Source organism: Haemophilus parainfluenzae, assembly GCF_003253005.1.
GTDB classification, from domain to species: domain Bacteria; phylum Pseudomonadota; class Gammaproteobacteria; order Enterobacterales; family Pasteurellaceae; genus Haemophilus_D; species Haemophilus_D parainfluenzae_M.
The window spans coordinates 1-25,832 of the sequence record NZ_QEPZ01000005.1 but is presented as its reverse complement, the minus strand read 5'-3'; the positions used below and the strand labels follow the sequence as shown (position 1 = coordinate 25,832).

The following is a 25,832-nucleotide window of genomic DNA, read 5'->3' as shown; positions in this document are numbered from 1 at the left end:
TTTATGGATCTTTATGCTGTGTGGGGCAATCCGATTGCGCAAAGTAAATCGCCATTAATTCAAAGTAAGTTAGCAGAGCAAACGCATCAAATAATGGAATATATTGCAAAATTAGGTGATCTTGATGCTTTTGAGCAACAGCTTTTGGCATTTTTCGATGAGGGTGCAAAAGGTTGCAACATTACTGCACCATTTAAAGAACGCGCCTATGTGCTTGCTGAAGAACATAGCGAACGAGCAAAACTGGCGGAAGCCTGCAATACGCTAAAAAAACTCGATGATGGAAAACTTTATGCGGATAACACCGATGGGATCGGTTTGGTGACGGATTTAGCACGTTTAAATTGGCTTCATCCAAACAAACGTATATTAATTCTAGGAGCGGGCGGGGCAACAAAAGGCGTATTATTGCCACTTTTACAAGCTCAACAAAACATTGTGCTTGCTAACCGCACTTTTTCGAAATCAAAAGAATTAGCTGAAAGATTTCAGCCTTACGGCAATATTCAAGCCGCCTCAATGGATGCGATTCCGCTACAAACTTATGATGTAGTGATTAATGCAACTTCCGCTGGATTACGTGGTGGAACAGCTTCAGTTGATGCTGAAACTTTAAAATTGGGCTCGGCTTTTTACGATATGCAATATGCGAAAGGCACAGACACGCCTTTTATTGCCTATTGTAAATCCTTAGGTCTGAATAATGTCAGCGATGGTTTTGGTATGTTGGTAGCTCAAGCGGCTCATTCATTCCATTTATGGCGTGGGGTGATGCCTGATTTTGTCGTAATCTATGAACAACTAAAAAAGGATATGGTATGAGTACAAATACGAGATGTCCTTGGGTGGGCAAACTTCCGATTTACATAGACTATCACGATAAGGAATGGGGCAAGCCACAATTTGATAGCCAAAAACTGTTTGAGAAAATCTGTTTAGAAGGACAACAGGCGGGGCTTTCCTGGATTACTGTATTGAAAAAACGTGAAGCCTATCGGGCTGCATTCCATCAATTTGATCCTATTAAAGTTGCGCAAATAACCGAGCAAGATATTGATCGTTGCATGGAGAATACCGGACTTATCCGTCATCGAGCAAAACTGGAAGCAATTGTGAAAAATGCCAAAGCCTATTTAGCCATGGAAAAGTGCGGTGAAAATTTCAGTGATTTTGTTTGGTCGTTCGTGAATCATCAACCGATTATCAATGATGTACCGGATATTTCTGTAGTACCTGCCAGAACTGAAACCTCAAAAGCAATGTCAAAAGCGTTGAAAAAGCGTGGTTTTGTCTTTGTTGGCGAAACGACATGCTACGCTTTTATGCAATCAGTGGGGTTAGTCAACGACCATATAAATGGCTGTTGTTGTAAGTAATATTCCAGTATAATCCCCCTAATTTCATCTGAATAAGAACTGAATTATGAATAAAAAATATACCTTAATTTCAATCTCAATTCTGACCGCACTTTATAGTCAACAAAGTTTGGCAGATCTGCATTCTCAGTGTTTACTTGGCGTGCCTCATTTTACTGGTGAGGTTGTGAAAGGTGATGTTAATAATTTGCCGGTTTATATTGAAGCAGATAAAGCAGAGATTAATCAGCCAACTCAGGCGATTTATCAAGGTAATGTGGATTTGAAACAAGGAAACCGCCATCTGGTTGGAAATTCAGTTGAGGTTAAACAAACAGGTAAAGGCAAACAAGCACAACGTTGGGCTTATTTACGAGGTGGATTTGATTATAAAGACAATCAAATCAACCTATTAGGTAATGATGCGAGTTTTAATTTAGATAGTAAAAATGGTAACGTAACCGATGCAGACTATCAACTTGTAGGACGTCAAGGTCGTGGTAAAGCTCAGGAAATTGAGTTAGGTGATAATTACCGTTTAATGAAAAATGCGACATTTACCTCTTGTTTACCAGATGATAATGCTTGGGCGGTAGATGCTTCTGAGATTCGTCAGCACATCAAAGAAGAATATGCCGAATTTTGGCATGCACGTTTTAAAGTATTAGGTGTGCCGGTATTTTATACTCCTTATCTGCAATTACCGATAGGTGATCGCCGCCGTTCAGGTTTATTAATGCCAACAGTCGGTCATTCTAGCCGTGATGGTTATTGGTATAAACAACCGATTTATTGGAATATTGCACCAAATTACGATGCCACATTTTCACCAAAATATATGTCTCGTCGTGGCTGGCAATTAAATGGTGAGTTTCGTTATTTAACACCCGTTGGTGAAGGTAAACTGGCGGGTGAATATTTAGGACGTGATCGCTACGATGAATATACCAGCGATAGCCGTAAGCGTCATTTATTCTATTGGAAACATCATTCTTCTTTTCTTGAAAACTGGCGTTTAAATATCGATTACACAAAAGTGAGCGATAAACGTTATTTCACCGATTTTGATTCTGATTATGGTAGCAGTACTGATGGTTATGCGAACCAATATGCTCGTATTGCTTACTACAAACCGAATTACAACTTTGCGATTTCAGCACGTCAATTCCAAATTTTTGATGAAGTTTCTGTGGGACCTTACCGTGCCATGCCACAAATCGACTTCAATTATTACAAAAATGATTTGGCGAACGGTTGGGTAGATTTCAAGTTATTCTCACAAGCAGTACGTTTTGATAATGATAGTACCTTGATGCCGACAGCATGGCGTTTTCATGTTGAACCAAGTTTGGCAAGCGCGATGTCAAATAAATATGGTAGCTTGAATATTGAGACTAAACTTTACGCGACCCATTATAACCAGAAAAAAGGCTCTTCTTCTTCGGCGGAAGATGTACAAAAATCAGTAAATCGTGTATTGCCGCAATTAAAAGTAGATTTGCAAACGGTTTTAGCGAGCAACAAAACCTTATTTGATGGTTACATGCAAACACTTGAACCTCATGTTCAATATTTGTATCGACCATATAAAGATCAAAGTAATATTGGTTCAAAACGTGTCAATAATTACCTTGGTTTTGGTTATGATTCCGCATTAGTTCAACAAGATTATTATTCTTTGTTCCGAGATCGTCGTTATAGTGGCTTAGACCGTATTTCATCAGCAAACCAGGTGACAGTTGGGGGAACAACCCGTTTTTATGATAAAAATGCCGATGAACGTTTTAATTTCTCTGCAGGGCAAATTTATTATTTAACAGCCTCCAGAATTGACGATAACCCGAGTAATCGCACACCAAAATCCTCTTCTTCTTGGGCGTTGGAATCTAACTGGAAAATTAGCGATAAATGGAATTGGCGCGGTAGCTACCAATATGATACGTTGCTAGATAAAGCCTCGTTAGCGAATAGCAGTTTAGAATTTAATCCGATGAAGAACAATCTGATTCAATTAAATTATCGTTACGCAAGTAAAGAGTATATCAACCAAAATTTAGGTGCGTCTGCTAACCGTTACCAACAAGATATTAAACAGGTCGGTGTCGTAGCGGCATGGGAAGTCTCGGATAACTGGGCGCTTGTCGGAAAATACTATCAAGATCTTGCATTGAAAAAACCGGTTGAGCAATATGTGGGTGTGCAATATAACTCATGCTGTTGGTCTGTTGGTGTTGGGGCGAGACGTTATGTAACGAGCCGTCAGAATCAACGTAACGATCAGGTATTTTATGATAACAGTGTTGGCGTTACCTTTGAATTACGCGGCTTAGGTGAAAATGATCACCAAAGCGGTATCGAAGACATGCTGAAGAAAGGTAAACTTCCTTATATTCAAGCGTTTAGCTTATAGTGAAATGAATAAAGGCTACCGAAAGGTCGCCTTTTTGTTTAGAAGTGCGGTTAAAAAACATAATGATTTTTTGACCGCACTTTATTTTTTTCGTTTTGCACGTGGGTGAGCTTGGTCATAGACCTCTGCAAGATGTTGGAAATTTAAATGCGTATAAATTTGCGTGGTGGACAAATTGCTGTGCCCTAAAAGTTCTTGAACAGCCCGCAAATCTGAACTTGCTTCCAGCATATGCGTTGCAAAAGAGTGACGTAGTTTATGTGGGTTGAGATGACTATTTAATCCTTGGCGAATGCCCCAGGTTTCCATTCGCTTTTGAATAGAGCGATGAGTAAGGCGATTTCCCTGTTGGCTTACAAAAAGGGCTTCATCTTTTGGATTAAATAAAGGGCGTACTTTCAACCATTGTTGAATTGCATGAGAAGCATAACGTCCAAAGGGCACAATACGTTCTTTGTTTCCTTTACCAATCACTCTGACTTCACGTACACGAGTGTTAATACTATTGAGGTTTAATCCTTGTAATTCAGATAAGCGAAGCCCTGAGCTATACATCAATTCCATCATCGCACGATCACGCAAATCAATGGGATCTTTGCTATCATTTGAAAGCAATTTTTGGACCTGTTCAGCATCAATATTTTTCGGTAAATGCTTGCCTTGTTTCGGTGCTGAAATCCCCGTTGCCGGATTTACTTTCATTTGATCTTGCTGCACAAGATAGCTGAAGAACTGACGAAGAGCAGACAAACGTAATGCTAAGCTTTTTTCTTTTAAACCTTGCTTACGGCTTTCCGCCAAAATAAGACGAACCACACTAGGATTCACTTGCTGCCAGTGCTGAATACCTTTTTCAGCCAAAATCGCTAAAATCGCATCCAGTTGATGTTGATAATTGGTGAGCGTATGTGGGCTTACTTGGCGTTCAATTCGCAAGTAATCCCAATATTGATTGAGGAGTGTATGCATTAGAGAGTTAATTCAAACAAACTTTTTTTCGTGTTTAGCTTAAATCCTTCGCGTTCTAAAATATTCTGTTGAGCTTGACTCAATTCCGCCACTAAACGATTAGATTGTGTATAACGGACAAACTCTTTCGCTTTAGAAATAAGGGCAGCATAAATCTCGGCTTGATGTTTGTCTTCTTTTACAAAAATATCGGTTAATTGCCAATAGCGTTGTAGTTGTAAAGAGGATAAGCGAGGATAAAGTTGAATAAAACCAATCGCCTGTGAGTTTTCGTTTACAGCAACAAAAAACATGCTTTCATTAAAACGTATACGATTCGTTAAAAAGGTTAAAGTGCGGTCAGGATTTTCACTCATTCCGTTGGCAAGTCGATAGGCTTCAAAGAGTGGAGCAAGCACTTCTATATTCCATTGTTCGGCTTTGAAAATTTTCATTGTTACCAGACCTATTTTCCGTTTATTTATAAAATTGGTTATTTTTTATCGGTTCCGTACAGTAGATTGTAGCTTTTTAGCACAAAATAATCATCATTTACCCAAAAAAATTTTCAAAATGTGATTTTGCACAAAGAAATCTGCCCAAAGTTTGGTATAGTAAACGCACTTTTTATTTATTCAATATGGAGAAACAAAAATGGCACGTCGTCCTTTAGTGATGGGTAACTGGAAATTAAACGGTTCCAAAGCGTTCACCAAAGAATTAATCGAGGGATTAAAAGCGGAATTACATGATGTAACAGGTTGTGATGTAGCAATTGCTCCCCCCGTTATGTATTTAGGTACGGCTGAAGCAGCACTTTCTAGTTGTGGTTGCAGCTGTGGCGGTAAAAGTGTGGTTCAATTAGGTGCGCAAAACGTAGATATCAATGTGAACGGTGCATTTACTGGTGATATTTCTAGCGAAATGTTAAAAGATTTTGGTGCAAAATACATCATTATCGGTCACTCTGAGCGTCGTACTTACCACAAAGAAAGCGACGAATTTGTAGCAAAAAAATTTGGTGCATTAAAAGAAGCAGGCTTAGTGCCAGTATTATGTATCGGTGAAACTGAAGCTGAAAACGAAGCAGGTAAAACTGAAGAAGTATGTGCGCGTCAAATTGATGCAGTCATCAATGCATTAGGCGTAGAAGCATTCAACGGTGCAGTGATCGCATACGAACCAATCTGGGCGATCGGTACGGGTAAATCTGCGACTCCAGCACAAGCACAAGCCGTTCACGCATTTATCCGCGGTCACATCGCTGCAAAATCACAAGCTGTAGCAGATCAAGTGATCATTCAATACGGAGGTTCTGTAAATGATGCAAATGCCGCTGAATTATTTACTCAGCCAGACATCGACGGTGCATTAGTAGGTGGCGCATCATTAAAAGCCCCAGCATTTGCAGTAATTGTAAAAGCAGCGGCAGCAGCGAAAAATTAATTTTTAGTTAATTAGAATAACAACAAAGTGCGGTGAATTTTCACCGCACTTTGTTTATGAATTCAAGCAAACTGCATCGCCAATTACTGCCCATTCGTTTGATCAAGAATTTTCGTCACTACTTTCAAATACTCAATCGCCAAGCCTTGTTGTGCAACACTGGCGTTAAAAACTAAGTCTTCGGAAAGTACACCGCAAGGTTGGTCTTTTGGTACTTCGCCATTTTCGTAAGCCTCGAAATTCTCTCGCCAATCGCCTTCGAAGTAATAATGTTCTAAGCGTTTCATTTTGGGCAAAAACGCCTGCCATTTTTCCAAAAATTGTTCTGCCTCGGCAAGAAAACTATTTGCTTCATCTAAAATACTTTCCATTTCGGCAAGTTGGGATAAACGTTCTTTTGATAGCATATTTTCTCTCATTTTATAAAGTGTGGTCGGAGTGGATTTTACCGCACTTACGTTATAAAGTTATCCTTTATTCACAGAGATTGAATGTAAAGTAATGATTTACGATGTAAAGATTGTAAAGTTTGGTAAAGATACTTTTCATTTATTTTGATTGCCTGTAGAATTCGCACGAAATTTAAACGACGTATTTTATAGACAGATTTGTTATAAAAGACGTTAATCTGATAAACAAGGTTGTTTATCTATTCGTTATGCTCGACAGCGAATAGCCGCTGTTATCTGTTTTAATACTAGGAGAAAACCTGAATGAACAACATTTTTAAAGTAATTTGGAATCACGCAACCCAAACTTGGACTGCTGTAGGTGAATTAGCGTCCGCAAAAGGTAAATCAAAATCTGTAAAATTAGCCGCAATTTCTACCGCACTTTTAGCTGTTGTGGCAGGTGGAGTACAAGCTGCAGAAGTAGTTTATAAAGCGGAAGATAGAGGCGGACTAGCAATTGGAACGACTACAGTATCAGATCAGTTTTATGGATCTGCAGACTATACAGCTAAAACAGGTTTAAGTAAGAATGAGGCTGGTGCAAAAGTAAATGCTTACGATGGTATTGCAATTGGTAATGGTGCTCTTTCTGGTTCTAATTCTGGTACAGCCGGTAATGCACATGTCGCAATAGGTTTAATGTCTCAAGCAACTGGTAATACTGCAAATGGTAAGGTTGGTGATGGTGCAAACGCTCAAAATGCAGCGGTTGCATTAGGGGCATATTCATTAGCTACTGGTCAAGGCAGTACTGCACTTGGTGCCCACGCTGTTGCAAATGAGTTGGACTCTACCGCAGTAGGTAAAGTTGCTCAGGCGAAAGGACAGTCATCAACTGCTGTCGGTCAACAGGCACAGGCAATTCAGCGAGCTACTGCAACTGGTGCACAATCAAAAGCTTTGGGAACTTACTCTACTGCTATGGGGCAAAGCGCTACAGCTAATTCTTGGGATTCCATTACTGTTGGTAGTGCTTCAACAGTATCTGGGGCGAATTCTATTAATGTGGGTAGTAACTCAGTATTATCAGGTACAAACATTGCTACTGTAGGTGCAAATTCAAAAATATCCAGTAATAATGTTTCAGCATTAGGTTCAAATATAACTGTAGCCGCAGGCCGTGATGGTGCTGTTGTATTAGGTCATGGTAGTGATGCTGGAGCAGATACAACTAAAGTTATTGCTGTAAACTCAACTACAGCTGAAGGCTCTCCATTAGTTTATTCTGGTTTTGCCGGTAATTTAGGTGGAAAAGATGAAACCGGAACAAATAATAAAGCTGCAAGTAAACAAGGAAACTTCGTTTCTGTAGGTTCAGCGAATGGCGGAGAGCGTCAAATTAAACATATTGCAGCTGGTGAAATTACAGCAGACTCAACTGATGCAATTAATGGTTCACAACTTTACCGAGTGGCTGAAACTTTAGGTAAGGCAGCAAACCAAACAGCTAATGCTTTGGGTGTTACTTTAAATAAAGATGGTACGTTAAGTGGATTCTCACAACCATTAACTACTGCTGAAGGTAGCAATTATACTGCACCTCCTGCTGCAGGAGATGTAAAAACTGCGCTTACTAATTTAAATAATTATGTTAATGCTGGTTGGAACATTACTGCATCTGGTAATAACTATGAGAAAAATGTGTCAGTTGGACATACTGTTAACTTTGTTGGTACAGGCAATGTAGATGTAGATGGTTCTACAATTGATGGTGTGCGTACCGTAAATATTTCTGTAGATTCACCTCTTGACTACGCAAGCACAACAACAACACCTGATGGTAAAACGGTAAATGTAGCTAAAGCGAGTGATGGTAAATGGTATCCAGTAGATGAAAATGGCGACATTAAAGAGAATGCTCAGCCAGTTGAAGCATCTAAAATTGATAAAAAAGGCGCTAAATTAACTGACTCTGATACAGAAAATCATCCGTATGAGAAAGGTAATGCCTATACCTATGATGACGAAGGCAATATTACTGCCACTGGTTATGATAAAACTAAACCAGAATCTAAGGATAAGATTACCGCAGGGAAAAATGGTGTTCAGTTAAATAATGTGGGCTGGGCTACACAACCAGATCAAGCTGTAAATAAAGATCAGTTAGATCAAACCGTGAATAAATCAGGTTTCTATGTTCAGCAAAATGGTAAGTCTACTTTAGATGGTAAAACTAGCTCTGATAAGGTATCAGACACCGAAAAAGTAACGCCAAACGATGTAGTTAACTTTGCAGATGGTGATGGCACTGTAGTCAAAGTCAAAACTGAACGTGACGAGAATGGTGTAGATACAACAACAGTTTCTGTTGATGTTGATGCGAAAAAAGTGATTGATAAAGTTAAGGGTAACGTAACAGCAGCTAAAGTTGATGGTGATGACGCTGGTAAAGTAACGGTTGCAGATTCAGATAAAGGTAAGTTAGCAACAGTTGATACAGTAAAAGATGCAATTAACAGCTCATTCTGGACTGCTCGTGTTGAAAATAATGACAAGCAAGTTGTAAAAACTGCTGATAACAGTGCAAATGCAACTATTAAAGCGGGTTCAAATGTAGCATTTGTTGCAGGTAAGAACTTGGTTGCCAACCAAACAACAACAGGTGATAACACAGTATTTACTTACGGTTTAGCCGATAAGATCGAAGTTTCAAAAATTACTGTTAAACCAGCAGCTGGTGAAGAAGATAAAGGAACAACTGTTGAAAATGGTAAAGTAACTAACTTAGATGATCATTTAACTGCACCAGCTAAATTGACCGGTGGTAATGTAGTTAATGCAACTGAAGTTAAAACGCCTACATTAACCGATGCAGAGAAAAAAGAAGCAGCTACAGTTAATGATGTGTTAAATGCAGGTTGGAATTTAAAAACTAATGGAAATCAGGCTGCGGCTATAACTAATGGTAAAGGTCTTGATTTTGCAAGTGGTGATAATTCAGTAACGATTACCCCAACTGTGGATAAAGATGGTAATGCGAAAGTTAACTTTTCTGTAAATGCTACAAACGTGGTTAATGGTGTTAAAGGTAACGTAACAGCAGCTAAAGTTGATGGTGATGACGCTGGTAAAGTAACGGTTGCAGATTCAGATAAAGGTAAGTTAGCAACAGTTGATACAGTAAAAGATGCAATTAACAGCTCATTCTGGACTGCTCGTGTTGAAAATAATGACAAGCAAGTTGTAAAAACTGCTGATAACAGTGCAAATGCAACTATTAAAGCGGGTTCAAATGTAGCATTTGTTGCAGGTAAGAACTTGGTTGCCAACCAAACAACAACAGGTGATAACACAGTATTTACTTACGGTTTAGCCGATAAGATCGAAGTTTCAAAAATTACTGTTAAACCAGCAGCTGGTGAAGAAGATAAAGGAACAACTGTTGAAAATGGTAAAGTAACTAACTTAGATGATCATTTAACTGCACCAGCTAAAGTGACTGGTGGTAATGTAGTTAATGCAACTGAAGTTAAAACGCCTATATTAACCGATGCAGAGAAAAAAGAAGCAGCTACAGTTAATGATGTGTTAAATGCAGGTTGGAATTTAAAAACTAATGGAAATCAGGCTGCGGCTATAACTAATGGTAAAGGTCTTGATTTTGCGAGTGATGATAATTCAGTAACGATTACCCCAACTGTGGATAAAGATGGTAATGCGAAAGTTAACTTTTCTGTAAATGCAACCTCTGTTATTAATAATAATAAAGGTTCTATTAAAGAAGCTGCAACAGATCCTAAAGCAGCTAATGCAGGTAAAGTGACAGTTTCTGATGCTGATAAAGGTAAGTTAGCGACAGTTGATACAGTTGCTAAGGCAATTAACAGCGCAGCAACTTTCGTGAAAGTAGCTGACTCACAAGAGGTTATCACAACTTCAACTGCTAATGATAACGGAGTTGCAGTTAAATCTGGCGATACGGTTACTCACACTGCTGGTAAAAACTTAAAAGTAAAACGTGATGGAAAATCTGTAACTTATGCATTAGCACAAGATATTGATGTGAATAGCGTAAAAGCAAAAAATGGCGTTACTATCGGTAGTGGTGATAATGCAACTACAATTACCTCTGATGATAAAGGTTTAAATCTTGCAGGTAAAAATGGTGCAGCAACCAATATCAATAATGTGAAAGATGCGGATCTTAATTCAACATCTAAACAAGCTGTGAATGGTAGCCAATTACATGCTACAAACGAAAAAGTAGCGAATTTAGGTACAACTGTTAATAACCTAAATAGTGTTGTTAATCGTCAAGCTGGCGCTATTGATAACCTAAATAGAAAAGTAAACAAACACAGCAAACAAGCGCGTGCAGGTATTGCAGGTGCGAATGCGGCGGCAGCATTACCACAAGCTTATACTCCGGGTAGAGCAATGGTGGCAGCAGCAGCGGGTACCTTCAAAGGTCAAAACGCTTTAGCTGTAGGTTATTCTCGTATTAGTGATAACGGTAAAGTAATCTTAAAACTTCAAGGTAACGCAAACACCAGTGGTGATGTGGGTGCCGGAGTTGGTGTAGGTTACCAATGGTAATAGCGTAATCGTTTATGATGGGATTTTCCCATCATGAATAAATCCCAAAAGTGCGGTGAAAATTCACCGCACTTTTTGTTTTTGATTAGTGTTGATCGCGTTCCCACAAATCAGCATACTTCACAAAGGTGGAGTGGGCTGAAAGTACTGCCAGCAGGAAACCTTGTTTTCCATCTAAGAACCCTGCTTTTAAAATGTACATTTTGACAAAGCACCCAATGGCATGACTGATACCTTGCCACAATGTTGCTTTTTTACCTTTAGCTTGGCGTTGATCAGCCCAAGCTTTGGCGTAGCCCGCGGATTTCACCAAGTAGTGATGAATGCTTTTATAGGTGAAATGCTCTAGATCTCCAGCTAATTTCTGTACTTTCGTGTTTTCAGGATAAACCACTTTTTCATGTACGAGTGAATCATTATAGCCCGTATAATTTGTACGATATAAACGCACCACATAATCCGGATACCAACCTGAATGACGGATTTCACGTCCAAACACTTCACTCACACGAGGAATATCATAAACCGTATTTGGTGCATCTTGTTGAACGGCTTGTTGAATGGATTCACGCAGTTTCGGTGTGACACGTTCATCGGCATCTAACCACAAAACATAATCACTGGTGACATATTGTTGTGCACGTTGGCGTTGTTTGCCAAAACCAGGCCAATCAGGATGTGAATAAAATTTTGCACCATATTGTTCCGCGATTTCTTGGGTGTTATCAGTACTGCCTGAATCGACAATAATGATTTCATCTACCCAATCTTTTACCGTATCAAGACATTGAGCAAGATCTGCCGCTTCATTTTTGACAATCATGGCGACGCTAATTGTTGGCATATTTTGATCCTTTTTTTGCTATACTAGCCGAAGTTTTTGTAAGTATAACCGAATTTATTTTATGTGGCGTTTTTTTTATACCTGCCTGATGTATCTAATTCAGCCTTTTGTGCTGTTCTTCATGTTGCTACGAAGTCTTAAGGCCCCTAATTATCGTAAGCGTTTAGGCGAGCGATATGGTATTTATGCGAATCTTGCTAAGCCTACACAAGATGGGATCGTCATTCATGCTGCATCGGTAGGGGAAGTGATTGCTGCTACGCCGCTAGTAAAACGTATTCAGAAGGAATACCCGAATTTACCGATCACATTTACAACGGTTACACCAACAGGATCTGAACGAGTAAAAGCGGCGTTCGGGGAAACTGTGGTGCATTGTTATTTGCCTTACGATTTACCTTGTGTCATCAATCGTTTTATTGATTTTATTCAACCTAAAGTATTCATTGTGATTGAAACGGAACTTTGGCCAAATTTGATTGATTGTTTGGCTCGTCGAGATATTCCTTTCATTGTCGCCAATGCACGCCTTTCTGCACGTTCAGCCAGACGTTATGGCAAGGTAAAAAAACGCTTACAAAGAATGTTCTCTCAAATTAGCCTGATTGCACCGCAAGATAGCATCAGTGGAAAGCGTTATTTAGAGTTAGGTTATGAGAAAGATCGCCTTCAATTAACTGGCAATATTAAATATGATCTTGTGGTCAGTGATGAGTTACTCAAAGACATTGCAACGCTTCATGAGAGCTGGGCGAAAGACCGTCAGATTTGGATTGCCGCGAGTACGCACGAAGGAGAAGAAGAACTCATTTTACAAGCGCATCATTTGTTACTGAAAAAACATCCAAATTTACTGTTATTGCTGGTGCCACGTCATCCTGAGCGTTTTAATCCAGTGGCGGATTTAATAGAAAAAGCCAACTTTAACTTTATTCGTCGTTCAACGGGAGAGATTCCTTCAGATAATACCCAAGTGATTCTGGGTGATACCATGGGCGAGTTGATGTTGATGTATGGTATTTCAGATATTGCGTTTGTCGGTGGAAGTTTGGTCAAACATGGGGGACATAATCCTCTCGAGCCTTTGGCATTTAAATTACCCGTTGTGAGTGGAAAGTATACCTTCAATTTCCCTGAAGTTTTTACCTCGCTCTTAGAAGTACAAGGTGTGTTACAAATCAACTCCACAGAGAAAGCGTTGGCAGAGATTATTGATAAGTTATTGAATTCAAAAGAAGCACGTCAACGTTTAGGCAATGCAGGCTATGAAGTATTAATCGAAAATCGTGGTGCATTACAGCGTCTTTTAGATTTGCTTCATCCTTATTTAACCAATATTTCGGAGAACCATAAATGACAAGCGTAATTTACCCTGGAACGTTTGACCCGATTACTAACGGGCATTTAGATATTATTGCGCGAAGTGCGGTCATTTTTCCGAAAGTTTTTGTCGCGGTGGCGAATAGTCCGAGCAAAAAGCCATTGTTCTCATTAGAAGAACGCGTTGAACTCGTGCGTCAATCGGTCGCTCATTTACCCAATGTGGAAGTATTTGGATTCTCTGATTTACTCGCAAATGAAATCAAAGCGAAAAAGATTACCGCCATTATTCGTGGCGTGCGTACAACGACGGATTTTGAATACGAATTACAATTGGCTGCGTTAAACCGTTTATTAACCGATGGTGTGGATAGTTTATTTTTCCCACCAAATGAAAAATGGGCGTTTGTGTCTTCCACGATTGTACGAGAAATTTATTTGCATCATGGCGATGTGAAAGAACTGGTGCCGGAAGCCGTCTATTTAGCCTTAAAAGCACGTCGTGAATGAAAAAAACACTTCTGATTTTAACCGCACTTTTAGCGTTAACTGGTTGTGGTACGGTGGTGAAATTAATTGATCCATCGGAAAAATACATACCTTACGCAGGTGCGGCTTATGATTTAGAGATGGCACAAAAATGGGGCTTACCTATTTTAGATTTGCCACTGTCATTTTTATTAGATACCGCATTGTTGCCTTATGCGTGGTCAAATTAATTTGCATTAAGATATGAAACTCAATCCTCAACAACAACAGGCTGTTGAATATGTCAGTGGGCCTTGCTTGGTGCTGGCAGGCGCAGGCTCTGGCAAGACGCGCGTGATCATTAATAAGATTGCTCATTTGATTGAACACTGTGGTTATTTACCTAAACAGATCGCCGCCGTAACCTTTACCAACAAAGCCGCTCGTGAAATGAAAGAGCGTGTAGCCCATTCCATTGGTAAAGAAAAATCCAAAGGATTGATTGTTTCCACTTTCCATACCTTAGGTTTCGACATTATCAAACGGGAATATAAAGCTTTAGGCTTTAAATCGAATATGACCTTGTTTGATGAGCACGATCAACTTGCTTTACTCAAAGAACTGACGGCAGATGTGCTCCAGGAAGATAAAGACTTATTACGTGAATTAATTTCCGTTATTTCCAACTGGAAGAATGATTTGGTTTCGCCAAAACAGGCTTATGCCTTAGCAAAAGATGCCAAATATCAAACCTTTGCAAAATGTTATGAGCGTTATGCGGCGCAAATCCGTGCTTATAATGCGTTGGATTTTGATGATTTGATTATGTTGCCGACCTTACTCTTCAAACAGAACGAAGAAGTGCGGTCAAAATGGCAGGAGAAAATTCGCTATCTGTTGGTGGATGAATATCAAGATACTAATACCAGCCAATATGAACTCATCAAATTACTCGTTGGCGAGAGAGCTTGTTTTACCGTAGTGGGTGATGACGACCAATCCATTTATTCTTGGCGAGGTGCACGTCCACAAAATATGGTGCGTTTACGTGATGATTTTCCGCATTTGCGAGTTATCAAATTGGAACAAAATTATCGCTCCACTCATCGTATTTTGCATTGTGCCAATATTTTGATTGATAACAACGAGCACGTATTCGACAAAAAGCTTTTTTCCAACTTGGGCGAAGGTGAAAAACTGCAAGTCATTGAAGCGAAAAATGAAGAACATGAAGCCGAACGGATTGTGGCGGAATTAATCGCCCATCGTTTTAGCCGTAAAACTAAATTCAAGGATTATGCGATTTTGTATCGGGGGAATCATCAATCCCGTCTATTGGAAAAAGTACTGATGCAAAACCGTATTCCGTACAAAATATCTGGTGGAACGTCTTTTTTCTCTCGCACTGAAATTAAGGACATGATGGCTTACTTGCGTTTGTTGGTGAATCAAGATGATGATGCGGCCTTTTTGCGAATTGTGAATACACCGAAACGGGAAATTGGTACAGCAACTCTACAAAAATTAGGTGAGTTGGCACAGGAAAAACATATCAGCTTATTTGAGGCAATTTTTGAGTTTGAACTCATGCAACGAGTCACGCCAAAAGCCTATGATGCATTGCAAAAATTTGGTCGTTGGATTGTGGAGTTGAACGATCAAAGTTTACGTTCCGATCCTGAAACCGCTGTGCGTTCGTTACTTTCTTCCTTGCATTACGAAGAATATTTGTATGAGTATGCCACCAGTCCGAAAGCTGCTGAAATGCAGAGTAAAAACGTGGCAACCTTGTTTAGCTGGGTAGAGGATATGCTCAAAGGCGATGAGGTGAATGAGCCGATGACTTTAAACCAAGTGGTCACTCGTTTAACTTTACGCGACATGATGGAACGCGGCGAAGACGATGACGAGAGTGATCAAGTGCAATTAATGACATTGCATGCCTCTAAAGGTTTAGAGTTCCCCCATGTGTATTTAATCGGTATGGAAGAGGGGATTTTGCCTCATCAAACCAGTATTGATGAAGATAATGTGGAAGAGGAACGCCGTTTGGCCTATGTGGGCATTACTCGAGCACAACAAACGCTGACTTTTTCTCTTTGTCGTGAACGACGTCAGTTTGGTGAGTTGATTCGCCCAGAGCCGAGCCGTTTCTTGGCAGAGTTACCACAAGATGATGTGCAATGGGAAAAAGATAAGCCAAAATTAACGGTAGAACAGAAGCAACAACAAACATCGAGTCAGCTCGATCGTCTACGGGCAATTTTAAAAGGTTAGAGATAATTTATGTTAAAGGGCGGTCGGAAATTTATTTGTTTTTCAACCGCACTTTATTTATGCAAAATGTAGATAAATCAAGCAACCAAAACGGCTTTTACAAAAAATGATTTGACTTATTTTCAAAAAAACGTATTATACCGCCCACAAACCGATTGTGGTGAGATGGCCGAGTAGGCTGAAGGCGCTCCCCTGCTAAGGGAGTATGGGGTCAAAAACTCCATCGAGGGTTCGAATCCCTCTCTCACCGCCATTTGTTTTTAGTTTTATTATTCTGCACCCGTAGCTCAGCTGGATAGAGTACTCGGCTACGAACCGAGCGGTCAGAGGTTCGAATCCTCTCGGGTGCGCCATTTTAAATCGACTCTATCAGTTAAAATGGTCACGAAGAATAAAACATCACTACGCACCCGTAGCTCAGCTGGATAGAGTACTCGGCTACGAACCGAGCGGTCAAAGGTTCGAATCCTTTCGGGTGCGCCATCTTCTCTCTTCAAACTTTCTTTTTATCAAAAACAATTAACGCTTTATTTAGTTATTTTTCTCGATCATCAATAGTTTTTAATAAATAATTTCCGTGTATGTCTGTGACACTTCTAAAACCGACATTCGTGATTTTATAAGGAAAATTTGTCTTGTACTCGACGTTATCGTGGTGATGCCCATGGAAAACGTGCCTTACCCCTAATTTTTCTGCGAGTTGATTAATCACACGAAATCCCATTGGATGAGGCTTCGGTGCCTCATGGCAAATTAGAATATCGGCTTGCTCATTTTCAATGGCTTCGATATCAGAAGGGAAAATAGACGTGCGATGACGCAATGGTACACCGCCACGCCAAATTTTTTCTTGAGGGCTATATTGGCAATAATGGATAGGGTCAAAATACATTGGTTTATTGGGGGGCATCCAGATTTGTCCTCGGAATACGCCACCTAAGCCAGCAATACGTTGTCCTTGAATTTCAACAACACGATTATGCAAATTACGTGATTTCCAATGTGTCCCCCAAATCGCCTCAAATGCGGCGACGGTTTTGCTATCATGGTTGCCGTGAATAAACCAAATATCACAATATTTTGCGAGTTTATCTAATTCATCAGGCGAAGAAAGTTGCAAGTCACCCAAAATAATCAGGGCAACGTTGTCATTGTCTTGCACGAAAGGATAAAGATGTTCGTAACTTCCGTGCGGATCGCCTGCGAATAAAATCATCTTATTTCTCGTTGGTCAATGTGCGTTTAGTATGTGGTAAACCTTCAAGTTCTTCATCATTTAACACTTTTTCCACAACAGATTTCACTTGGTTATAACGGTCTAAATAACTTGGCGATTCAATTTCAATGTAAGGTACTTTGTATTTATCTAACAATTTCTTCAATAACTGTTGGAATTGTTGACGTTGTTTTTGGCTGCCTAGACTACGTAAGCCATCATCTACCCATTTTGTATTGTTTTTCAATAAAATGGTGACATCAAACGGGTATTCTTTGATCATGGAATCTAAGAACGGATGGGCTTTGCCTTCGTATTGAATACAAAAAGCTTGCGTGGTAATGAAGTCAGTATCAATAATCGCGACTTTATGGGCATGACGCACGGCATAATCAATATAGCGTTGGTGACCTAATGCCATTTGTGGATAGTCAGAATATTGCATGGCTTGCTCATCACCACCTAATTTTTCAAAGACATATTCCCGGCCATATTCCCATGCCGAAGTAGTATTAAATACGGCAGCCAGTTTGCTGACTAACACACTTTTACCGCTGCTTTCACCACCCAAAATGGCAATGGTTTTCGCAAAGAATGGACGGACTTCTTTCGGAATGAATTTCCAATATTGGAAAGGTGTAGTACGAATTTTCGTTGCAGATACATTAAAGAAAGAGCGGTCAGGATCCACTAAAGAAACTTCAAGTCCTAAGTATTTTTCGTATGGTGCTTTGTCTTGTGGCTCACTACTAAATACTATCGTTGGGGTAAATTGTTTTTCTTCAAATAGATTTTTTACTGCGTCACTCCAAGCTTGCCACCCATTTGGGTAACTTGGAATGCCATCTTCAATTAAGTGATGAATGAAAATTTGATTTTTTTGATATTTAAAGATTTGCTGCATCCAGCGAAGGCGATCTTGTACCGTCGGCATGCGTTTCATTTTACTATCATAAAACAGCTTTAAATCCCGTTCAGTATCGCTACAGACAATCACGTGAAGCTCATCCACTTTACTAAATGCTTCATAAATCATATTAATATGGCCGGTGTGAACAGGGTAGAATTTCCCAAAAATCACACCCACTTTTTTATCGTGTTTGTTCGACATAATGTATCCTTCGCTAAATGGCCACCGCATAGTGGCAGTATAGCCCTATTTTATGCAATCTTTGTGCAAATAAAAACATTTTTCATTGAATGATTTTTTACAGCGACATTTTACGTTATACTACTACCTGCATTCTCAGGGCAGGGTGAAATTCCCTACCGGTGGTGACAGCCCACGAGCACTTAAAAGTGCGGTCAATTTTGATTGCGTTTTACAAAATTGTTTCGCTTTGTACTTTTAAGGTTAGCAGATTTGGTGAAATTCCAAAGCCGACAGTATAGTCTGGATGAAAGAGAATAAAACGGATTGGGTTCCCAATTCCGTTCTATTTATTTGCATTTCTCAGCCCTGATTCTGGTTAATTTTAACGTAACAACAAAGGAAATTACGATGAATCAGTCAATTTTATCTGCATTTGGTGCGACCGGCGAAGAACGGGTAATTAACGCATTGAATGCATTCAAACAAGGTAATGGCGTATTAGTGTTGGATGATGAAGATCGCGAAAATGAAGGCGATTTAATTTTCCCTGCGGAAACCATTACTCCAGAACAAATGGCAAAACTTATTCGTTATGGCAGCGGTATCGTGTGTTTATGTATCACCGATGAACAGTGCAAACAGCTTGATTTGCCGCCGATGGTTGAGCATAACAATAGCGTGAATAAAACCGCGTTTACCGTGACGATTGAAGCAGCAGAAGGTGTGTCAACAGGTGTATCAGCACAAGATCGAGTAACAACCATTAAAGCTGCGATTGCAGATCAGGCAAGACCCACTGATCTTCACCGTCCTGGACATGTTTTCCCATTACGAGCGGCAGAAGGTGGTGTTTTAGCACGTCGTGGCCATACTGAAGCCTCAGTTGATTTAGCTCGCTTAAGTGGTTTTAAACCAGCGGGTGTGATTTGTGAAATCACGAATGATGATGGCTCTATGGCTCGTGCACCAGAAATTATTAAATTTGCGAAAAAATTTGGTTATGTAGTACTAACAATAGAAGATTTGGTAGCATATCGTCAAAAACATCAGTGCTAATTAAATACTCAGAAAACAAAAGTGCGGTCAGAAAATCGTTTAAATTCTGACCGCACTTTGCATTTTAGGCTTAATTCGTTTCCACAAAGCTTAATGCCGTTTCAACCACTTCAATTCCTGCGCCTTGTTTAAAGGCATTTTCACTTAAATAGCGTCGCCATTGTCTTGCCCCTTTGCAGTTTTGGAATGCACCAAGCATATGTCGAACGATATGATTTAAATAGACACCTTGGCTCAGCTGTTTTTCAATGTAAGGGAACATGGCTTTCACCGCTTGTCTTGGCGTGACGATATCCGCATTGGCATCAAAAAGCATTTGATCAACATAGCCCAACAATGACGGATTTTGATAAGCCTCACGCCCAACCATCACGCCATCCACAAATTGCAAATGGTGTTTAATTTCTTCGATGGTTTTAATGCCACCATTAATTGCAATAGTCAACTGCGGGAAGTCTTTCTTTAATTGGTAAACACGATCATAATCCAAAGGGGGAATCTCGCGATTCTCTTTTGGGCTTAATCCTGAAAGCCAGGCTTTTCTTGCGTGAACAATAAATTCTTGGCAGCCTGCATAATGGACTTTTTCGATAAAGTCGCAGAGAAATTCATAGCTATCCAAACCATCAATGCCAATACGCGTTTTCACGGTGACAGGAATATTCACGACACGTTGCATTTCTGCAATACATTCTGCTACTAAATCTGCTTTTGCCATCAAACAAGCACCAAACATACCATTTTGCACGCGATCAGAAGGGCAGCCCACATTCAGATTAATTTCATGATAGCCTCTTTCTTCCGCTAATTTGGCACAATGTTTAAGCTGTGCGGGATCGCTTCCACCAAGTTGTAAGGCAACCGGGTTTTCTTGCAAATCAAAATCTAAATGATCGTATTTGGCATGAATAATGGCGGGAGCCGTAACCATTTCGGTATAAAGCAAGGCATTTTTACTAAATTGACGATGAAAATAGCGACAATGGCGTGTTGTCCAATCTAACATTGGCGCAACGGAAAAGCGGCCACGATAAAAGTGCGGTTGGTTTTCTGACATATTTTATTTCTCTTGAATCTCGTTACGGCGAAGATCTTCTGCTTGTTGTTCCTGCATTCGTTGGCGGAAACGCCCAGCCGCAAAGTGGTAAAAAGGTTTCGGACTAAATTGGCGCGAAATTATGGAGGCAATGATACTGGAAATCAAGAGCCAAATTAGCACGGGTTGAGCCCCGGTCATTTCCATTACTACTACGCTGGCTGTCACAGGGGATTGTGTGCCTCCAGCTAAAAAGGCTGCCATACATAAAATGACCAAGAAACGTTGATCGACCATGCCGTTACTGATTTCCCATAACATAGTGCCGATACCCGCACCAGTAGTGAGAGATGGCGTAAAAATTCCGCCCGCGATGCCATTCCAATAAGTCGTAACCGTTGCGAAGAGTTTTAGTATTCCCACTTCAGGTGAAACGAGTTGTCCTTCTAATGCTCTTGCAACCACATTATAGCCCGTTCCATAAGTTTGCCCTTCGCTGTAGGTACCCATTGCGGCAAGTACTAAACCGAGTAATAAAGCAATGTAAATTGGGTGTTTGCGGATCCAGTCACGCCATTTAAGTGGAGAAAGTCCCGCGAGCCCTTTGGCAAGGAGTCGTCCAAATATACCACCCAGTACACCGCAGACGATGCCACAAATGGCAAGCCAAAGATATAAATAAGGAATAGAAGTCGCACCTTTATAGGCTGGAAAGTAAGGGCTATTGCCTTGAATCGCCACTAAAATAAAACCGGCCGCTAATACACCGAGCAACACACGGCGTTCCCAGCGTAACATCACGCCACGACCAAGTTCTTCAATGGCAAAAATGACTCCAGCTAAAGGGGCATTAAAGGCGGCAGCAAGACCGCCTGCTGCACCCGTTGCGATGAGTTCATTCGTACTTAAGCCACGGAAAGCGAAGTTATATTTACGACAGAAATTTCCCCAAGCGAGCATAACCGCTGCACCCACTTGAACAGAAGGTCCTTCACGTCCAACAGACGCACCGATAACCATTGCAAAGAAAGTAAGTGGAATTTTCCAAATGGTTTGGCGAAATTTAACAAGTTTCGTTTTATAGCCATTGTAAGGAAGATTAATGGAGGCAATAACTTGTGGAATACCGCTGCCACCAACATAAGGTGTGTATTTGGCGGTAAACCAGGTGAGAAAAGCAAGACCAAGCGGTAAAATGATCCAAACGGTGAGAGGATATTTAGCAGACCAATAGGCATTAAATTCAAGCCCCATGTCGGCGAGTTTCGCAAATCCAAAGGAAAATAGGGCAACAAATGTCGCACCAATCAGTAAACATACAAATTCGAGTGTTTTATGAGAGATACGATGGGTTTGTCGAAGTTTTTTATGGTAGAAATAACGTAAATGAAAAATGAATGAACGTAACATAATGATTGCCAACAGAATAATTCTGCTTGAAATTATAAAACCCTGGCTACATACAGGCAATTGATTTGACAAAGTGCGGTCTATTTCATCTGGATTTTTTGCTAAGCGATCCTTTGCGATCCTATTTCTGTTTAAATATTGACAATATGAGGTGAAACCATTAGAATTCAGCGTCTATTTCTTCTGTCTATTGGATGGAGGGATAGATTTTGTAACAAACATTCTATTATGAATAACATTTAAACTGGAGCTTTTTTAATGGCAACTATCAACCAGCTAGTACGCAAACCGCGTGTGAAAAAGGTTGTAAAAAGTAACGTTCCTGCATTAGAGGCTTGCCCGCAGAAACGTGGTGTGTGCACTCGTGTATACACAACTACACCTAAAAAACCGAACTCAGCATTACGTAAAGTATGTCGTATTCGTTTAACTAATGGCTTTGAAGTAACTTCTTACATCGGCGGCGAAGGTCACAACCTTCAAGAGCATAGTGTTGTGCTTATCCGTGGTGGTCGTGTTAAAGACTTACCAGGTGTGCGTTACCACACTGTACGCGGCGCATTAGACTGTGCAGGCGTTAAAGATCGTAAACAAGGTCGTTCTAAATACGGCGTTAAACGTCCTAAAGCTTAATGGAACTCCGTTAAGTAAGGCCAAACGTCTAAATTAGTAAAAATTTAAATCAGAAACTCCAGTATCACATTAGCTCACTTTAAAGTGCGGTTAATTTTTATAGAGTTTTGGATATCCTGAAGATTAAATATACGGAGAAATTCGCAATGCCACGTCGTCGTAGTGTTGAACCACGCAAGATTCTTCCAGATCCGAAGTTCGGTTCAGAGTTACTTGCAAAATTTATTAATGTATTAATGGTAGACGGTAAAAAATCCGTTGCTGAAACCATCGTTTACGGTGCGTTAGACAAACTTGCAGAACGCACAGGTAAAGAACCTTTAGAAGCATTTGAAATTGCACTTGAAAACGTTCGCCCAACTGTTGAGGTTAAATCTCGTCGTGTTGGTGGTTCTACTTACCAAGTGCCAGTTGAAGTACGTCCAGTTCGTCGTAACGCATTAGGTATGCGTTGGATCGTTGAAGCGGCACGTAAACGCGGTGATAAATCAATGGCTTTACGTCTTGCAAATGAATTATCTGATGCATCAGATAACAAAGGCGCAGCAGTGAAAAAACGTGAAGACGTTCACCGTATGGCTGAAGCTAACAAAGCATTTGCTCACTTCCGTTGGTAATACGCTTTTAAAATCTAAGGGCTTCATCCTCGATGAAGCCTTACCCTTATATAAACAGATATTAAACTTAACAAGGTTATAATAATGGCTCGTACAACCCCTATTGAAAGATATCGTAATATCGGTATTAGTGCGCACATTGATGCTGGTAAAACTACTACCACTGAACGTATCTTATTCTACACTGGTGTAAGTCACAAAATTGGTGAAGTACACGATGGTGCAGCGACAATGGACTGGATGGAACAGGAACAAGAACGTGGTATTACCATTACCTCTGCGGCAACTACCGCATTCTGGTCTGGTATGTCACAACAGTTCCCACAACACCGTATCAACGTTATCGATACCCCGGGACACGTAGACTTTACTGTTGAAGTAGAACGTTCTATGCGTGTTCTTGATGGTGCGGTAATGGTTTACTGTGCGGTTGGTGGTGTTCAACCTCAGTCTGAAACTGTATGGCGTCAAGCTAACAAATATCAAGTTCCACGTGTCGCGTTTGTAAACAAAATGGACCGTACTGGTGCTAACTTCTTACGTGTTGTTGAACAACTTAAAACTCGTTTAGGTGCTAATGCTATTCCTCTTCAACTTCCAATCGGTGCAGAAGAAAACTTCACTGGTGTTGTTGATTTGATCAAAATGAAAGCGATCAACTGGAACGAAGCAGACCAAGGTATGACTTTCACTTATGAAGATATTCCTGCAGATATGCAAGCAGCTTGTGAAGAATGGCGTCAAAACCTTGTTGATGCAGCAGCTGAAGCAACTGAAGAATTAATGGAAAAATATCTTGGTGGTGAAGAGTTAAGCGAAGAAGAAATCAAAGCAGGTCTTCGTCAACGCGTATTAGCAAACGAAATCATTTTGGTAACTTGTGGTTCTGCATTCAAAAACAAAGGTGTTCAAGCAATGCTTGATGCGGTTGTTGAATACTTACCAGCACCGACTGATATTCCAGCAATCAAAGGTATCAATCCAGATGAAACTGAAGGTGAACGTCACGCAAGCGATGATGAGCCATTCTCTTCATTAGCATTCAAAATTGCAACTGACCCATTCGTAGGTAACTTAACCTTCTTCCGTGTGTACTCAGGTGTAATTAACTCTGGTGATACAGTATTAAACTCTGTACGTCAAAAACGTGAACGTTTTGGTCGTATCGTACAGATGCACGCTAATAAACGTGAAGAAATCAAAGAAGTTCGTGCGGGCGATATCGCCGCAGCAATCGGCTTAAAAGATGTAACTACGGGTGATACATTATGTGCTGTCGATGCACCAATCATCCTTGAGCGTATGGAATTCCCAGAGCCAGTAATCTCTGTAGCAGTAGAACCTAAGACTAAAGCTGACCAAGAAAAAATGGGTCTTGCATTAGGTCGTCTTGCTCAAGAAGACCCTTCATTCCGTGTTCACACTGATGAAGAATCTGGTGAAACCATTATTTCTGGTATGGGTGAGTTACACTTAGACATTATCGTTGATCGTATGAAACGTGAGTTCAAAGTGGAAGCTAACATCGGTAAACCACAAGTATCTTACCGTGAAACTATTCGCACTCGTGTTAACGATGTGGAAGGTAAACACGCAAAACAATCTGGTGGTCGTGGTCAATATGGTCACGTTGTTATTGACTTATATCCATTAGATCCAGAAGGTCCTGGTTACGAATTTGTAAACGAAATCAAAGGTGGTGTAATCCCTGGTGAATATATTCCTGCAGTTGATAAAGGTATCCAAGAACAGCTTAAATCTGGTCCATTAGCGGGTTACCCAGTAGTAGATCTTGGTGTACGTTTACACTTCGGTTCATACCATGATGTTGACTCATCAGAATTAGCGTTTAAATTAGCGGCTTCTTTAGCATTTAAAGCAGCGTTCGCTAAAGCAAACCCAGTTCTACTTGAGCCAATCATGAAAGTTGAAGTAGAAACGCCACCTGAGTATGTTGGTGATGTAATCGGTGACTTAAGCCGTCGTCGTGCTATGGTTAACGGTCAAGAAGCGAACGAATTCGTTGTTAAAATCGATGCAGAAGTTCCACTTTCTGAAATGTTCGGTTATGCAACTGACTTACGTTCACAAACTCAAGGTCGTGCATCATACTCAATGGAACCGTTAAAATATGCTGAAGCTCCAACAAGTGTTGCTGCTGCAGTAATTGAAGCGCGTAAAAAATAATTTTTTGTAACAATCCGCTCTATAAGTCGAATGGCTTATAGAGCATTTTCTAGGAAACTAAACAAATGTCTAAAGAAAAATTTGAACGTACAAAACCGCACGTAAACGTGGGTACAATCGGCCACGTTGACCACGGTAAAACAACTTTAACAGCAGCAATCACAACCGTATTAGCAAAACACTACGGTGGTGCAGCTCGTGCATTTGACCAAATCGATAACGCGCCAGAAGAAAAAGCGCGTGGTATCACCATCAACACCTCACACGTTGAATACGATACTCCAACTCGCCACTACGCACACGTTGACTGCCCAGGACACGCGGACTATGTTAAAAACATGATTACCGGTGCGGCGCAAATGGACGGTGCTATCTTAGTAGTAGCAGCGACAGATGGTCCAATGCCACAAACTCGTGAGCACATCTTATTAGGTCGCCAAGTAGGTGTACCTTACATCATCGTATTCTTAAACAAATGCGACATGGTAGATGACGAAGAGTTATTAGAATTAGTAGAAATGGAAGTTC

At 40.4% G+C, this 25,832-nt stretch carries 22 protein-coding genes, 3 tRNA genes and 1 riboswitch; of the genes, 17 read left to right on the top strand and 8 right to left on the bottom strand.

Going from position 1 to position 25,832, the window contains the following annotated elements; all coding sequences use genetic code 11:
* The first annotated feature begins 3 nt into the window (after nucleotides 1-3).
* Genes aroE through lptD form a run of 3 tightly spaced genes read left to right on the top strand, consistent with a single transcriptional unit; the run spans nucleotide 4 to nucleotide 3,765 of the window.
* On the top strand, nucleotides 4-822 hold the full coding sequence (aroE, locus tag DPV97_RS06815; protein ID WP_070713472.1) for a shikimate dehydrogenase: 819 nt from the start codon (nucleotides 4-6) through the stop codon (nucleotides 820-822).
* Entirely contained in the window at nucleotides 819-1,376 is a 558-nt protein-coding gene (locus tag DPV97_RS06810) for a DNA-3-methyladenine glycosylase I (RefSeq protein WP_070713473.1), read from the top strand. Before aroE ends, DPV97_RS06810 begins: the two co-directional genes overlap by 4 nt.
* Nucleotides 1,377-1,422: 46 nt before the next feature.
* Nucleotides 1,423-3,765 carry an LPS assembly protein LptD gene (gene lptD, locus DPV97_RS06805; protein WP_070713476.1) on the top strand — a complete coding sequence of 781 codons (2,343 nt, stop codon included), beginning with the start codon at nucleotides 1,423-1,425 and terminating at the stop codon, nucleotides 3,763-3,765.
* A gap of 81 nt (nucleotides 3,766-3,846) precedes the next feature.
* Here lptD and xerC read toward each other — a convergent pair whose 3' ends face one another.
* Nucleotides 3,847-4,734, bottom strand: a complete 888-nt coding sequence (gene xerC, locus DPV97_RS06800) for a tyrosine recombinase XerC (protein ID WP_070713478.1) — start codon at nucleotides 4,732-4,734, stop codon at nucleotides 3,847-3,849.
* A complete protein-coding gene (locus DPV97_RS06795; protein ID WP_049364169.1) occupies nucleotides 4,734-5,168 on the bottom strand; it encodes a GNAT family N-acetyltransferase in 435 nt (144 codons plus the stop codon). Before DPV97_RS06795 ends, xerC begins: the two co-directional genes overlap by 1 nt.
* A 199-nt stretch (nucleotides 5,169-5,367) precedes the next feature.
* Here DPV97_RS06795 and tpiA point away from each other — a divergent pair, with 199 nt between their 5' ends.
* Nucleotides 5,368-6,159, top strand: coding sequence for a triose-phosphate isomerase (gene tpiA / locus DPV97_RS06790; protein WP_049381935.1), 792 nt, complete (start codon nucleotides 5,368-5,370; stop codon nucleotides 6,157-6,159).
* A gap of 83 nt (nucleotides 6,160-6,242) precedes the next feature.
* Here the strand turns inward: tpiA and DPV97_RS06785 are convergent, their stop codons facing one another.
* Nucleotides 6,243-6,566 (bottom strand): DUF4298 domain-containing protein, encoded by a 324-nt coding sequence (locus DPV97_RS06785; protein ID WP_049381934.1) that lies wholly within the window; start codon nucleotides 6,564-6,566, stop codon nucleotides 6,243-6,245.
* Between the two features lie 306 nt (nucleotides 6,567-6,872).
* On the opposite strand from DPV97_RS06785, the gene DPV97_RS06780 reads away from it, so the two are divergent.
* The gene (locus DPV97_RS06780) at nucleotides 6,873-11,147 is read left to right on the top strand and encodes a YadA-like family protein (RefSeq protein WP_111382932.1); all 4,275 of its coding nucleotides are present in this window, start codon (nucleotides 6,873-6,875) and stop codon (nucleotides 11,145-11,147) included.
* 85 nt (nucleotides 11,148-11,232) lie between these two features.
* Here the strand turns inward: DPV97_RS06780 and DPV97_RS06775 are convergent, their stop codons facing one another.
* A complete protein-coding gene (locus tag DPV97_RS06775) occupies nucleotides 11,233-11,991 on the bottom strand; it encodes a glycosyltransferase family 2 protein (protein ID WP_049374418.1) in 759 nt (252 codons plus the stop codon).
* Nucleotides 11,992-12,052: 61 nt separating this feature from the next.
* On the opposite strand from DPV97_RS06775, the gene waaA reads away from it, so the two are divergent.
* From waaA to DPV97_RS06740, 7 genes are all read left to right on the top strand, one after another.
* Entirely contained in the window at nucleotides 12,053-13,348 is a 1,296-nt protein-coding gene (gene waaA, locus DPV97_RS06770; protein ID WP_070713481.1) for a lipid IV(A) 3-deoxy-D-manno-octulosonic acid transferase, read from the top strand.
* Nucleotides 13,345-13,821 (top strand): pantetheine-phosphate adenylyltransferase, encoded by a 477-nt coding sequence (gene coaD / locus DPV97_RS06765; RefSeq protein WP_070713484.1) that lies wholly within the window; start codon nucleotides 13,345-13,347, stop codon nucleotides 13,819-13,821. The genes waaA and coaD overlap by 4 nt, the downstream gene beginning before the upstream one ends.
* Nucleotides 13,818-14,030 carry a lipoprotein gene (locus DPV97_RS06760; protein ID WP_049364162.1) on the top strand — a complete coding sequence of 71 codons (213 nt, stop codon included), beginning with the start codon at nucleotides 13,818-13,820 and terminating at the stop codon, nucleotides 14,028-14,030. Before coaD ends, DPV97_RS06760 begins: the two co-directional genes overlap by 4 nt.
* Before the next feature lie 13 nt (nucleotides 14,031-14,043).
* Nucleotides 14,044-16,056: a DNA helicase Rep gene (gene rep, locus DPV97_RS06755; RefSeq protein ID WP_070713487.1), complete on the top strand. Its 2,013-nt coding sequence runs from the start codon at nucleotides 14,044-14,046 to the stop codon at nucleotides 16,054-16,056.
* A 159-nt stretch (nucleotides 16,057-16,215) separates the two neighbouring features.
* Nucleotides 16,216-16,309, top strand: a tRNA-Ser gene (locus tag DPV97_RS06750).
* Nucleotides 16,310-16,332: 23 nt separating this feature from the next.
* A tRNA-Arg gene (locus tag DPV97_RS06745) sits at nucleotides 16,333-16,409 on the top strand.
* A gap of 53 nt (nucleotides 16,410-16,462) precedes the next feature.
* Nucleotides 16,463-16,539: transfer RNA gene (locus tag DPV97_RS06740), tRNA-Arg, on the top strand.
* Nucleotides 16,540-16,591: 52 nt separating this feature from the next.
* On the opposite strand, the gene DPV97_RS06735 is transcribed toward DPV97_RS06740, so the two are convergent.
* Together DPV97_RS06735 and nadR are read right to left on the bottom strand one after the other, a co-directional pair.
* Nucleotides 16,592-17,272 carry a metallophosphoesterase family protein gene (locus tag DPV97_RS06735; RefSeq protein ID WP_070713489.1) on the bottom strand — a complete coding sequence of 227 codons (681 nt, stop codon included), beginning with the start codon at nucleotides 17,270-17,272 and terminating at the stop codon, nucleotides 16,592-16,594.
* 1 nt (nucleotide 17,273) lies between these two features.
* The gene (nadR, locus tag DPV97_RS06730) at nucleotides 17,274-18,413 is read right to left on the bottom strand and encodes a multifunctional transcriptional regulator/nicotinamide-nucleotide adenylyltransferase/ribosylnicotinamide kinase NadR (RefSeq protein ID WP_410002435.1); all 1,140 of its coding nucleotides are present in this window, start codon (nucleotides 18,411-18,413) and stop codon (nucleotides 17,274-17,276) included.
* 97 nt (nucleotides 18,414-18,510) lie between these two features.
* A riboswitch (FMN riboswitch) is annotated at nucleotides 18,511-18,685 on the top strand.
* 88 nt (nucleotides 18,686-18,773) lie between these two features.
* On the opposite strand from nadR, the gene ribB reads away from it, so the two are divergent.
* Nucleotides 18,774-19,421 carry a 3,4-dihydroxy-2-butanone-4-phosphate synthase gene (gene ribB, locus DPV97_RS06725; protein ID WP_070713490.1) on the top strand — a complete coding sequence of 216 codons (648 nt, stop codon included), beginning with the start codon at nucleotides 18,774-18,776 and terminating at the stop codon, nucleotides 19,419-19,421.
* Nucleotides 19,422-19,491: 70 nt separating this feature from the next.
* Here the strand turns inward: ribB and dusA are convergent, their stop codons facing one another.
* Nucleotides 19,492-20,478 (bottom strand): tRNA dihydrouridine(20/20a) synthase DusA, encoded by a 987-nt coding sequence (gene dusA / locus DPV97_RS06720; protein WP_070713492.1) that lies wholly within the window; start codon nucleotides 20,476-20,478, stop codon nucleotides 19,492-19,494.
* A 3-nt stretch (nucleotides 20,479-20,481) separates the two neighbouring features.
* Nucleotides 20,482-21,867 (bottom strand): chloride channel protein, encoded by a 1,386-nt coding sequence (locus DPV97_RS06715; RefSeq protein ID WP_070713496.1) that lies wholly within the window; start codon nucleotides 21,865-21,867, stop codon nucleotides 20,482-20,484.
* Nucleotides 21,868-22,125: 258 nt separating this feature from the next.
* Between DPV97_RS06715 and rpsL the strand changes: the two genes are divergently transcribed.
* From rpsL to DPV97_RS06695, 4 genes are all read left to right on the top strand, one after another.
* The gene (rpsL, locus tag DPV97_RS06710; RefSeq protein ID WP_005543325.1) at nucleotides 22,126-22,500 is read left to right on the top strand and encodes a 30S ribosomal protein S12; all 375 of its coding nucleotides are present in this window, start codon (nucleotides 22,126-22,128) and stop codon (nucleotides 22,498-22,500) included.
* A 146-nt stretch (nucleotides 22,501-22,646) separates the two neighbouring features.
* Nucleotides 22,647-23,117 carry a 30S ribosomal protein S7 gene (rpsG, locus tag DPV97_RS06705; RefSeq protein ID WP_005699184.1) on the top strand — a complete coding sequence of 157 codons (471 nt, stop codon included), beginning with the start codon at nucleotides 22,647-22,649 and terminating at the stop codon, nucleotides 23,115-23,117.
* An 84-nt stretch (nucleotides 23,118-23,201) separates the two neighbouring features.
* A complete protein-coding gene (gene fusA / locus DPV97_RS06700; RefSeq protein WP_070713500.1) occupies nucleotides 23,202-25,304 on the top strand; it encodes an elongation factor G in 2,103 nt (700 codons plus the stop codon).
* Nucleotides 25,305-25,369: 65 nt separating this feature from the next.
* Nucleotides 25,370-25,832, top strand: a 463-nt coding sequence (locus DPV97_RS06695; RefSeq protein ID WP_111382931.1) for a GTP-binding protein, incomplete at its 3' end; no start/stop codon positions are given.